Raw genomic sequence first — 11,563 nt, 5'->3', positions numbered from 1 at the left:
ACGACACCGCCGGGCAGGACGAGGCGGGCACCGGACAGGGCGGTGCCCCGCGGCGGCGCCGCTGATTGAATCCGCGCGGTCACGCGGTCACCTCCAAGGAGAGCAGATCCCAGGCGAGCAGGCCCGCGCCCAGGGAAGCGGCGGTGTCTTTGAGCATGGCGGGTACGACCTCGGGGGGCATCTGGAAGGTCAGCCGCTCGCCGACGGCCGCGCGCAGGGGCGTGAAGAGGGTGTCGCCGGCCTCGGCGAGGCCGCCGCCGACGATCACCGTGGACGGGTCGAGCAGGCTCTGGGCGAGCACGATGCCGTCGGCGAGGGCGTCCACCGCGTGCTGCCAGACCGCGACCGCGCGCTCGTCCCCGGCGTCCACCGCGACGGCGCAGGATGCCGCGTCGGCGTCGGGGTCCCCGCTGGCCTCGGCCCAGGCGCGGGAGACGGCGGAGGCGGAGGCGAGGGTCTCCAGGCAGCCCCGGGCGCCGCAGCCGCACTGCGGTCCGCCCGGCCGGACGACGACGTGGCCGATCTCGCCGCCGTAGCCGTGGGCGCCGGCCTCGATCCGGCCGTCGATGCCGATGGCGCCGGCGATGCCGGTGCCCAGCGCGATGAACAGGAAGCGTCCGACGCCCCGGCCGGCGCCGAGGCGGCCCTCGGCGAGACCGCCGGACCGTACGTCGTGGCCGAGGGCGACCGGCATCGCGACACCGCCCGGACCGGCCAGCCGCTCGCCCAGCAGCTTGCGCAGCGGCAGGTCCCGCCAGCCGAGGTTGGCGGAGAAGACCGCGATGCCGTTCTTCTCGTCGATCGTCCCCGGGACGGCGACGCCCGCCGCCAGCGGGGCGGCGCCGAAGCGGCTGCGGCCTTCGTCCGCCAGGTCGGCGGCGAAGTCGAGGATGGCGGCGACGACGGCGTCCGTGCCGTGCTCCCGCCCGGTCGGTCGGCGTGCTTCGAACAGCACGGAGCCGTCCTGGGCGAGCAGCGCGGCCTTCATGCCGGTGCCGCCTACATCGAGTGCGATGACGTGCTTCACGGAGGACAGTTTCCCTTGACTGGGTCGGAGAGGTCTAGTCCAGTTGTCGGATTGGTCTGGTCCAAAGTAGGTGAGCTTTGTCGCAGAACCATGTGGTGTGCGGCACTTTGCGCGCGCCGTCGTGGGCTCCCGGCGGTCCGGCCCCGGGCCGGATCCGGGCGGGTTCGCGCCTGGTCCGCCTCGATTCATTGCGCATCGTGCAACGACCTCCGCACTTCGATAACTACCCGGCGGGTACGGCCCGGAGGTCTGGACCACTGTGCAGGGCTTTTGGCAGTGTGGCGCTCCCACCTGTCGGATTCCACCCGTCCGGCTGCTTTCTTCTTCACCCTCGAAGGCGGTACCCGCGTTGAACAGGCGCGCCCAGGCCCCCACCCGGCTGCTCGGCACCGCGCTGGCCGGAGCGCTGCTGCTCACCGGCTGCAGCGGCCAGGACGACAAGACGGTCACCCTCAAGCTGGTGGCGGCCGACTACGGCGAGGACGCGGCGACCAGCTCCAGGCAGTACTGGGACGACGTCGCGCGCCGCTTCGAGACCGGCAACCCGGGCATCAAGGTGGACGTCGAGGTGGTCGGCTGGACCGACATCGGCAAGCGGGTCAACGACCTGGTGGGCAGCGGCAAGTCCCCCGACCTGGTGCAGACCGGCGGCTTCGCCGACCAGGTCGCCGCGAACCGGCTCTACCCCTCCGCGGACGTGCTCTCGCTGGACACCCAGGCCAACATGATGGAGTCGTTCAACCACGCCGGGCAGGTGCTCGGCACCCAGTACGGCATCCCCTTCGTCTCCTCCTCGCGGGTGCTCTTCTACAACAAGGCGATCTTCCGGCAGGCCGGGATCACCCAGCCGCCGGCCACCTGGAACGAGCTGAAGCAGGCCGCCGAGAAGATCAAGGCCAAGGTGCCCGGGGTCACGCCGTACGGGCTGCCGCTCGGGCCCGAGGAGGCGCCGGCCGAGTCGATGCTCTGGACGCTGAGCGGCGGCGGCAGCCTCTCCGACGACGTCGGCAACTACACCATCGACAGCACCCAGAACCAGGCGACCTTCAGCTGGCTGAAGACCAATCTGGTGGACGCCAGGCTGACGTACCCCGAGCCGGGCAAGATGAACCGGACGCCGGTGTTCACCGACTTCACGGCGGGCAAGGTCGCGATGCTGAACGGGCACCCGACGCTGCTGCGGATGGCCGCCAACGCGAAGATCGACTTCGGGACGGCGCCGATCCCCAGGAAGGACGGCCTGGCCAGGACCGGCAGCCTCGGGGTGGCCGACTGGATGATGGCGTTCAAGGCCAACGGCCACAAGAACGAGATCCGCAAGTTCCTGAGCTTCGTCTACGCGAAGGACAACCAGCTCAAGTTCGACGAGACGTACAACCTGTTGCCGGTCACCCAGGACGCCTTCACGGAGATGACCGCGGACGGCAAGCACGAGGACCTGAAGCAGTTCGCGTCCGGGCTGACCAACGCCAGCTTCTACCCCTTCGGGGACCCGGCCTGGGTCGAGGTCAGCAACCGGATCAAGGCGGGGATCGGCGGGGCCGTGACCGGCGACGCCAAGCCGGTGCTGGAGGGGCTGCAGGACGCCGCGGTCAAGGAGGCCGCCCGGGTCCGGAAGTGAACCCGGGGGCCGCCGGGGTACCGCGTCAGAGGGTGATCGCGTAGGCCTTGCGCAGGGTCTCGTGGACCGTCCAGGTGGTGCGGTCGCCGGCGCGCAGGACGGCGCAGTCGCCCGGGCCGACGTGCAGGGTCGGGCCGCCCTCGATCTCGATGGTGGCCCGGCCGCTCAGCACCACGAACAGCTCGTCCGCCTCGACGTCGGTGACCACGCCCGGGGTGATCTGCCAGATGCCGCGGAGCTGGCGGCCGTCGGGGGACTCGGAGAGCACGCGGCCGGAGACCTCGGGGGTGCCGGAGACGATCTGGGCCTGGTCCAGCGGGTCGGGGTCGAGGTCGGCGGTGGGGATGTGCAGCGCGAAACTTTCGGTCATGGACCGACGCTAGTGGGGAAGCGGGCGTCGTGCGGGGCGCAGAGTGTGTCGGGTGCGCGGGGGAGAATGACACTCCGTAGCGGTGGGCGGAGGTGGAGCGTGGGCGAGCTGAGCGAGCGCGACCTGGCGGTGCTGGAGCTCGAAGGGCGCCAGTGGCGGACGGCGGGGGCCAAGGAACGGGCCGTCCGGGAGGAGCTGGGGCTCTCCGGCACGCGGTACTACCAGCTGCTGAACGCGTTGCTGGACCGGCCCGAGGCGCTGGCGCACGCGCCGGTCCTGGTGAACCGGCTGCGGCGGGTGCGGGAGGCCCGGCGGGGGGCCCGGTAGCCGGGGGTGCTTCCGCGGGCGCGGGTGGGTATGGGTCCCGGCATGGGGCTTGAGGAGAGTTTGCTGCTGAGGACCGACGCCGGACGCCAGGGCCTGGAGGCGGTCCTCGCCTCGCCGCGCGACGCGGTGGTGGCGCTGGACTTCGACGGGACGCTGGCGCCGATCGTGGCCGATCCCAGCCGGGCGCGCGCGCACCCCGGGGTGGTGGGGGCGCTGCGCGGGCTGGCCCCCAGGGTGGGCGCGACGGTGGTGGTCACCGGCCGTCCGGCCGGACTGGCGGTCGAGTACGGCGGGTTCGACGGGATCGACGGTGTGGTGGTGCTGGGGCACTACGGGGCCGAGCGCTGGGAGGGCGGCGTGGTGACGGCGCCGCCGGTGCACCCGGGGGTGGACGCGGTGCGGGCGGTGCTGGACGGGGCGCTGGCGCGGGCCGGCGCGCCGGCGGGGACGTGGGTGGAGGACAAGGGGCGCTCGCTGGCGGTGCACACGCGGCGGACGGAGGCGCCGGAGGAGGCGCTGGAGCTGCTGCGCGCGCCGGTGGAGGCCCTGGCCGCGGAGCACGGGCTGGTGGTGGAACCGGGCCGGCTGGTGCTGGAGCTGCGGCCGCCCGGGGTCGACAAGGGGGCCGCGCTGACCGGGTTCCTGCGGGAGCGGGGCGCGCGGTCGGTGCTGTACGCGGGGGACGACCTGGGGGATGTGGCGGCCTTCGCGGCGGTGGAGAAGCTGCGCGCGGAGGGCGTGGCCGGGCTGCTGGTGTGCAGCGGCGCGGTGGGGGACGCCCCGGTGAGGGAACTCGCCGACCGGGCCGACCTCGTGGTCGAGGGCCCGGCCGGCGTGGTGGAGCTGCTGGAGCGGTTGGGGGCGGAGCTCGGCCGGCGGGGGTGATCAGCCGAGGGCGTCGAGCTGGTCGAGGAACCACTGCTGGGGCGGCAGCGCCGTCGCCGCGGCGGCGAGGCGCTTGGTGCGGTCGGTGCGTTCGCCGGCCGGCATGGTGAGCGCGGCGTGCAGGGCCTCGGCGGTGGCGACGACGTCGTACGGGTTGACGGTCAGGGCGTCGTCGGCCAGCTCGGCGTACGCGCCGGCCTCGCGGGAGAGGACGAGCGCGCACCCCTGGTCGGAGACCACGGGCACCTCCTTGGCGACCAGGTTCATGCCGTCGCGGATCGGGTTGACCAGGGCGACGTCGGCCAGCCGGTAGGCGGCCAGCGAGCGCGGGAAGTCGTCGTTGACGTGCAGGATCAGCGGCTGCCAGGTGGGCGTGGCGAACTCGGCGTTGATCTCGGCGGCGAGCTGCCGGACCCGGGCGGTGTACTCGCGGTACTCGGCGAGGTCGGTGCGGGACGGGTACGCGAAGGCGAGGTGGACGACGCGGTCCTGCCACTCGGGGTGGGTGTGCAGGAGGTGCCGGTAGGCCTGGAAGCCGCGGACGATGTTCTTGCTCAGCTCGGTGCGGTCGACCCGGACGACGGTGCGGCGGTCGCCGACGGCCTCGCGCAGGGTGGCGAGGCGCTCGTCGACGTCCGGGCGGTGGGAGCGCTCGCGCAGGAAGTCGGCGTCGGCGCCGAGGGCGTGGACGCCCAGCCGGGTCGTGCGGCCCCGGAGGGTGACGGTGAGCTCGGTGCGGTCGACGGTGGCACCGAGGAGCTGCTCGCAGCAGTCGGCGAAGGCCAGGGCCCAGCGGCGGGTGAGGAAGCCGGCCCGGTCGGCGCCGAGGATGCCGGTGAGGACGGCCTCGGCGACGTCGTCGGGCAGCAGCCGGAAGTACTCGGGCGGGGCCCAGGGGGTGTGCGAGAAGTGGCCGATCCGCAGGTCGGGCCGAGCGGCACGGAGCAGGGCCGGGGTCAGTGAGAGGTGGTAGTCCTGCACCAGGACGGCCGCTTCCGGGGCGGCTTCGGCGGCGAGGGCGTCGGCGAAGGCGGTGTTGTAGGCCGTGTAGGCCTGCCATTCGGTGCGGAAGCCGGCGTCGAAGGAGGGGGCGGTGGGGGTGGCGTAGAGCAGGTGGTGGACGAACCAGAGGGTCGAGTTGGCCACGCCGTTGTAGGCGCGGGCGAAGGTCTCCGGGTCTATGTCCAGCATGCGGACGGCCTGTCCGCCGACGTCGTGGCCGGCCCGGTCGAGGCGGCCGTCCGGTGCCTCCCGGGCGGCCCGGCGGTCGGCGTCGCCCAGAGCCGCGCAGACCCAGACGGCGTTGGGGTCGTCGATGGCGGAGAGCCCGGAGACCAGGCCGCCTCCTCCTCTCCGGAGGGTCAGCGTGCCGTCGTCCGCGGTGCTGAACGACACCGGTCCCCGGTTGGAGGCCACCAGGACGGGGGCGGTGCCGGTCGGATTCGAACGTTCGGTCGTGAGATCGCCCATGACTGGTTGGTTGCCGGGGGTCTGCGGACCCAAACCCTTCAGTGCCGGGTGGCGTACTCGGGGACGGTGTGCATCGGAGGGCGTTCGAGGGCGGTGACCGGGTGGGTGTGGGCGGTGAACGCGCGGGTTTCCGGGTCGCGGGTGAACTGGGTGAGCAGCGGGTGCACCAGGTCGGCGGAGGCCTTGAGCCGGTGGGTGCGGTCGAGCCGTTCCAGTGCCGTGCGGTAGATGGTGGCGGCCATCCGGCCGAGCGCCTGGCCGTCCTGGTGGCGGTGGTGGCGGACGCCGACGTCCACCTGGGCGAGGGCGTCCAGGCCGGCGGTCTCCAGGGCGTCGACCAGCAGGCCGAGTTCGACGCCGTAACCGGTGGGGAACGGGAGGCGTTCGAGCAGGGAGCGGCGGGCCGCGTACTCGCCGCCGAGGGGCTGGACGAAACCGGCGAGTTCCGGCCAGTGCAGGTTGAGCAGCGGGCGGGCGACCAGCTCGGTGACCCGGCCGCCGCCGGCCGGCACCACGGCTCCGTCGGTCTCCAGCGGCCTGTCGTACATGGCCTTGACCAGCTGGATCTCCGGCTCGGTGAGCAGTGGGCCGATGATGCCGGAGACGAACGCCGGGTCGAACTCGCGCAGGTCGGCGTCGACGAAGCAGACGATCTCCCCGCTGGTGACCAGCAGCGAGCGCCAGAGCACCTCGCCCTTGCCGGGGGCGGCCGGCAGCCGGGGGAGGATGTCGTCGCGGTGGACCACCCGGGCGCCGGCCTCGGCGGCCGCGGCGGCGGTGCGGTCGGCGGAGCCGGAGTCGATCACGACCAGTTCGTCGACCAGTGGCAGGCGTTCCATCAGCTCGCGGCGGATGGTGCGGACGATGTCGCCGACGGTGGCCTCCTCGTCCAGGGCGGGCAGGACGACGCTGACGGTGCCCGCGCGGCCGGCGGCCCGCTTGGCGTCCAGCAGGGTGCGCACCGGACGGTCGGCCGCGCTCCACGAGCGGCGGCGCAGCCAGGACGCCGCCTGCGGGAGGAGCTCGGGTGTCGGGTCGGCGGGCACGGGTCTCTCCTCGGCGGGATCGGTCGGGACGGGCTGGGTCGGGCTGGGTCGGGATCGGGCGGGTCGGGACTGGCTGGGACGGGTCATCTCGCGTGGCGGACGGTCCCGTTCAGGGTTGACGCCTTCGGATACAGTCTTCGTACAGCGGTCGGACCTTCGCACGCCGGGGTCACCGTTGAGCAAGACCAACAACTTCACAGAGCTCATCCAGAGGGACTGAGGGAACGGCCCGTTGACGTCCCGGCAACCTTCTCGCGCGGCCGTCACGGGCCCCGGCGGGACAGGTGCCAATTCCGGCCTGTGGCGCGACCGCGCCACGGGGAAGATGAGGAGAGAGGCCTCCGCCATCATGGCTATCACTGCGACTCGCGTTTCCGGCGCTGCACCCGTAACCGTTGACCTCGGCCCCGCCGCCGCGCTGTCCTGTCGCGAGTGCGGCTCCCGGTTCCCGCTCGGTCCGAGCTTCGCCTGCCTGGAGTGCTTCGGGCCGCTGGAGATCGCGTACGACTTCGGCAGTGAGGCCGCGGAGGAGCTGCGCAAGCGGATCGAGGCCGGTCCGGCGTCGATCTGGCGGTACGCGCCGCTGCTGCCCGTGCCGGCCGATGTGGCCGGGAAGCCCAACCTGAACCCCGGCTGGACCCCGCTGGTGAAGGCGGACAACCTGGGCCGCGAGCTCGGGTTCACCGCCCAGCTGCACATCAAGGACGACTCCGGCAACCCGACCCACTCGTTCAAGGACCGCGTGGTCGCCTGTGCGATCGAGGCGGCGCGGGCGTTCGGTTTCACCACGCTCTCCTGCTCCTCGACCGGCAACCTGGCCGGTGCGGTGGGCGCCGCGGCCGCCCGGGCCGGTTTCAAGTCCTGCGTGTTCATCCCGCACGACCTGGAGCAGGGCAAGGTCGTGATGGCCGGTGTCTACGGCGGTGAGCTGGTCGGCATCGAGGGCAACTACGACGATGTGAACCGCTTCTGCTCGGAGCTGATCGGCGACCCGGCCGGCGAGGGCTGGGGCTTCGTCAACGTCAACCTGCGCCCGTACTACGGCGAGGGCTCCAAGACGCTGGCGTACGAGATCTGCGAGCAGCTGGGCTGGCGCCTGCCGGAGCAGATCGTGATCCCGATCGCTTCGGGTTCGCAGCTGACCAAGATCGACAAGGGCCTGCAGGAGCTGGTCAGGCTCGGTCTGGTCGAGGACCGGCCGTACCGGATCTTCGGTGCCCAGGCGGCGGGCTGCTCGCCGGTGTCGGCGGCCTACAAGGCCGGCAGCGACGTGATCCGCCCGGTCAAGCCGGACACCATCGCCAAGTCGCTGGCGATCGGCAACCCGGCCGACGGCCCGTACGTGCTGGACATCGCCCGCCGCACCGGCGGCGCCGTCGAGGACGTGACGGACGCCGAGGTGGTGGCCGCGATCAAGCTGCTGGCCCGGACCGAGGGCATCTTCGCCGAGACCGCGGGCGGGGTGACCGTCGGAGTACTGAAGAAGCTGGTCGAGACCGGGCAGCTGGACCCGGCCAAGGAGACCGTCGCGATCAACACCGGCGACGGCCTGAAGACGCTGGACGCCGTCTCCGACGCCGGGATGACCGCCGTCATCCGCCCGACGCTGGCCTCGTTCCGCGACGCCGGTCTCGCGTCCGCCTGACCCCTCCACCCCGCCGCAAGGAGAAGCCCCCATGAGCGCCAACGTCCGCATCCCGACCATCCTGCGCACCTACACCGGCGGCGCCGCCGAGGTGGCCGCCGAGGGTTCCACCCTCGGCGAGGTCATCGCCGACCTGGAGAAGAACCACGCCGGGATCGCCGCCCGGATCCTGGACGACACCGGCAAGCTGCGCCGTTTCGTGAACGTCTACGTCAATGACGACGACGTGCGGTTCGCGGAGGGCCTGGCGACCGGGATCGCGGACGGCGCGAGTGTTTCGATCATTCCCGCGGTGGCCGGCGGCTGCTGAGCCGCGCCACTGACGGACGGCCGTCCGGGTGTACGGAATTTCGTACACCCGGACGGCCGTCGCATTTCCCGGAGCGCTTCCTGGAGTGCTTCCGGGCGTTCCCGGGCGTTCCCGGGGAGTTCCCGGACGCTTCCGGTGCTGCTTTGCAGGCCGCCTGCCCGGTCGTTTTCCCCGGCCGTCGCCGCGCGCCGCATTCCGGCGGGAATATTTACCGGGCCAGTCGGAGTAGAGTGTCGCTCGGCCGGGAAGAGGGCCTCCCCTCCCCCTCACCCCGGTCGTCGCCCCCCTGTCGCGCCCGTACCGCCGGTGTCTGTCCGGCCGCTGAGACCGGCGCCGGGCCCGCGGCCGTGAAACATGTCAGGCCGATGTCAGAATTCTTGAGGGCATTTGGGTAATTCGTCCGCTATGTCCGGCGTGAAATGTGAAGTTCCTGAGCTTTTGGTCCGTCCTGTCCCCTGACGGGCCGGGGGAATTCCCGGTGGCTGGCCCTGTTGCAGAGGGCGTCGATCCGGATACATTCAGCCGCGGTCGACGCAATCGCCCCTTCATCGGACACCGTCCGATGGTCTCGGCGGGGGATTGTGGCGTGCACGGCTGCGCCCAGGGGGGGTTCCCCGGGCCGGCCTCAAACCAGACCCGGGCCCGCGACCTGCGGGCGCGTGAAGGGCCAGCACAGCACTAGGGGAGTTCGGAATGGCTCAGGGCACCGTCAAGTGGTTCAACGCGGAGAAGGGCTACGGCTTCATCGCGGTCGACGGTGGTGCGGACGTCTTCGTCCACTACAGCGCGATCCAGATGGACGGCTACCGCACCCTTGAGGAGGGCCAGCGGGTCGAGTTCGAGATCTCTCAGGGGCAGAAGGGCCCGCAGGCGGACATGGTCCGCGCGGCGGTCTGACCTTTCCGGCACCCAGGAGTTCGGCTCGGCCCATCGGCTGGTGCACCTCTTGCTTCGCCACGGGCCCGTGCGACACGCGTCGCACGGGCCCGTCGCCGTGTCCGGGGAGTGGCCGGTACGGCTCGCGGGTTGCCCATTGGGCTTGCACTCGCCCACCCAGAGTGCTAATCATTGGCGTTAGCACTCACAGCGTGAGAGTGACAGCGGACCGGGTCGGTGAGGCCCCCGGGAGCGGTAGGGGAAAGGACCCCCGCACACCAGGGCCGTCCGTCGCGGGCACCCCTTGGTCCGAGCAGTCGACCGTGTCCCGGAGGACCACTTCTGATGGCCAAGATCATCGCCTTTGATGAGGAAGCTCGCCGCGGCCTTGAGCGTGGCATGAACCAGCTCGCCGACGCAGTGAAGGTCACGCTCGGCCCCAAGGGTCGCAACGTCGTGCTGGAGAAGAAGTGGGGCGCCCCCACGATCACCAACGACGGTGTCTCCATCGCCAAGGAGATCGAGCTCGAGGACCCGTACGAGAAGATCGGTGCGGAGCTCGTCAAGGAGGTCGCCAAGAAGACGGACGACGTCGCGGGTGACGGCACCACCACCGCCACTGTGCTCGCCCAGGCGCTCGTCCGCGAGGGTCTGCGCAACGTCGCCGCCGGCGCCAACCCGATGGCCCTCAAGCGCGGTATCGAGAAGGCCGTCGCCGCCGTCTCGGACCAGCTGCTGGCCCAGGCCAAGGACGTGGAGACCAAGGAGCAGATCGCCTCCACCGCCTCCATCTCGGCCGCCGACACCCAGATCGGCGAGCTCATCGCCGAGGCCATGGACAAGGTCGGCAAGGAAGGCGTCATCACCGTCGAGGAGAGCAACACCTTCGGTCTGGAGCTCGAGCTCACCGAGGGCATGCGCTTCGACAAGGGCTACATCTCCGCCTACTTCGCCACCGACCTGGAGCGCATGGAGGCGACGTTCGAGGACCCGTACATCCTCATCGCCAACTCCAAGATCGGCTCGGTCAAGGACCTGCTCCCGCTGCTGGAGAAGGTCATGCAGAGCGGCAAGCCGCTCGTCATCATCGCCGAGGACGTCGAGGGCGAGGCCCTGTCGACCCTGGTCGTGAACAAGATCCGCGGCACCTTCAAGTCCGTCGCCGTCAAGGCCCCGGGCTTCGGCGACCGCCGCAAGGCCATGCTCGGCGACATCGCCATCCTCACCGGTGGCACCGTGATCTCCGAGGAGGTCGGCCTCAAGCTGGAGAACGCCGGCGTCGACCTGCTGGGCACCGCCCGCAAGGTGGTCATCACCAAGGACGAGACCACCATCGTCGACGGTGGCGGCGACAGCGACCAGGTCGCCGGCCGCGTGAACCAGATCCGCGCCGAGATCGAGAACAGCGACTCGGACTACGACCGCGAGAAGCTCCAGGAGCGCCTCGCCAAGCTGGCCGGCGGCGTGGCCGTCATCAAGGCCGGCGCGGCCACCGAGGTGGAGCTCAAGGAGCGCAAGCACCGCATCGAGGACGCCGTCCGCAACGCCAAGGCCGCCGTCGAGGAGGGCATCGTCGCCGGTGGTGGCGTCGCGCTGCTGCAGGCCGGTGTCGCGTTCGACAAGCTGGAGCTCGAGGGCGACGAGGCCACCGGTGCCAACATCGTCCGCGTGGCGCTGGAGGCCCCGATCAAGCAGATCGCGACCAACGCCGGCCTTGAGGGCGGCGTCGTGGTGGAGAAGGTGCGCAACCTCCCCGCCGGTCACGGCCTGAACGCGGCCACCAACACGTACGTCGACCTGATCGCCGAGGGCATCATCGACCCGGCCAAGGTCACCCGTTCCGCGCTGCAGAACGCCGCCTCCATCGCGGCGCTCTTCCTCACCACCGAGGCCGTCATCGCCGACAAGCCGGAGAAGGCCGCCGCGGCCGCCGGCGGCGGCATGCCGGGCGGTGACATGGACTTCTGATCCTCCGGGGTCGGTCGG

General features: G+C 71.6%; 11 protein-coding genes and 1 riboswitch. Of the genes, 7 read left to right on the top strand and 4 right to left on the bottom strand.

Annotated features, from left to right (window positions below):
• Positions 1-79: 79 nt before the first annotated feature.
• Entirely contained in the window at positions 80-1,027 is a 948-nt protein-coding gene (locus ACZ6NC_RS26470; RefSeq protein ID WP_465736255.1) for an ROK family protein, read from the bottom strand.
• Between the two features lie 349 nt (positions 1,028-1,376).
• On the opposite strand from ACZ6NC_RS26470, the gene ACZ6NC_RS26465 reads away from it, so the two are divergent.
• Positions 1,377-2,648: an extracellular solute-binding protein gene (locus tag ACZ6NC_RS26465; protein WP_465736254.1), complete on the top strand. Its 1,272-nt coding sequence runs from the start codon at positions 1,377-1,379 to the stop codon at positions 2,646-2,648.
• A gap of 25 nt (positions 2,649-2,673) precedes the next feature.
• Here ACZ6NC_RS26465 and ACZ6NC_RS26460 read toward each other — a convergent pair whose 3' ends face one another.
• Positions 2,674-3,018 (bottom strand): cupin domain-containing protein, encoded by a 345-nt coding sequence (locus ACZ6NC_RS26460; RefSeq protein WP_465736253.1) that lies wholly within the window; start codon positions 3,016-3,018, stop codon positions 2,674-2,676.
• A gap of 66 nt (positions 3,019-3,084) precedes the next feature.
• Here ACZ6NC_RS26460 and ACZ6NC_RS26455 point away from each other — a divergent pair, with 66 nt between their 5' ends.
• Complete coding sequence (locus ACZ6NC_RS26455; protein ID WP_465736252.1) at positions 3,085-3,345, top strand: DUF3263 domain-containing protein; 261 nt, start codon at positions 3,085-3,087, stop codon at positions 3,343-3,345.
• A gap of 42 nt (positions 3,346-3,387) precedes the next feature.
• Positions 3,388-4,230, top strand: a complete 843-nt coding sequence (otsB, locus tag ACZ6NC_RS26450) for a trehalose-phosphatase (RefSeq protein ID WP_465736251.1) — start codon at positions 3,388-3,390, stop codon at positions 4,228-4,230.
• On the opposite strand, the gene ACZ6NC_RS26445 is transcribed toward otsB, so the two are convergent.
• Entirely contained in the window at positions 4,231-5,700 is a 1,470-nt protein-coding gene (locus ACZ6NC_RS26445; protein WP_465736250.1) for an alpha,alpha-trehalose-phosphate synthase (UDP-forming), read from the bottom strand. It abuts the gene before it with no gap.
• Positions 5,701-5,738: 38 nt separating this feature from the next.
• Entirely contained in the window at positions 5,739-6,746 is a 1,008-nt protein-coding gene (locus tag ACZ6NC_RS26440; RefSeq protein ID WP_465736249.1) for a glucosyl-3-phosphoglycerate synthase, read from the bottom strand.
• 200 nt (positions 6,747-6,946) lie between these two features.
• Positions 6,947-7,078: riboswitch (SAM riboswitch) on the top strand.
• A 17-nt stretch (positions 7,079-7,095) separates the two neighbouring features.
• Between ACZ6NC_RS26440 and thrC the strand changes: the two genes are divergently transcribed.
• The 4 genes from thrC to groL all read left to right on the top strand — a co-directional run bounded on the left by thrC (position 7,096) and on the right by groL (position 11,545).
• Positions 7,096-8,391 (top strand): threonine synthase, encoded by a 1,296-nt coding sequence (gene thrC, locus ACZ6NC_RS26435; RefSeq protein ID WP_465736248.1) that lies wholly within the window; start codon positions 7,096-7,098, stop codon positions 8,389-8,391.
• A 31-nt stretch (positions 8,392-8,422) separates the two neighbouring features.
• Complete coding sequence (locus tag ACZ6NC_RS26430; RefSeq protein ID WP_465736247.1) at positions 8,423-8,701, top strand: MoaD/ThiS family protein; 279 nt, start codon at positions 8,423-8,425, stop codon at positions 8,699-8,701.
• A 693-nt stretch (positions 8,702-9,394) separates the two neighbouring features.
• Positions 9,395-9,598, top strand: coding sequence for a cold-shock protein (locus ACZ6NC_RS26425; RefSeq protein WP_030289665.1), 204 nt, complete (start codon positions 9,395-9,397; stop codon positions 9,596-9,598).
• Between the two features lie 324 nt (positions 9,599-9,922).
• Positions 9,923-11,545 (top strand): chaperonin GroEL, encoded by a 1,623-nt coding sequence (gene groL, locus ACZ6NC_RS26420; RefSeq protein WP_465736246.1) that lies wholly within the window; start codon positions 9,923-9,925, stop codon positions 11,543-11,545.
• Positions 11,546-11,563: the final 18 nt, after the last annotated feature.

Source organism: Kitasatospora sp. NPDC041988 (assembly GCF_055588525.1).
Note: the sequence above shows the minus strand (reverse complement) of the source record. Positions and strands in the feature narration are given on the sequence as shown.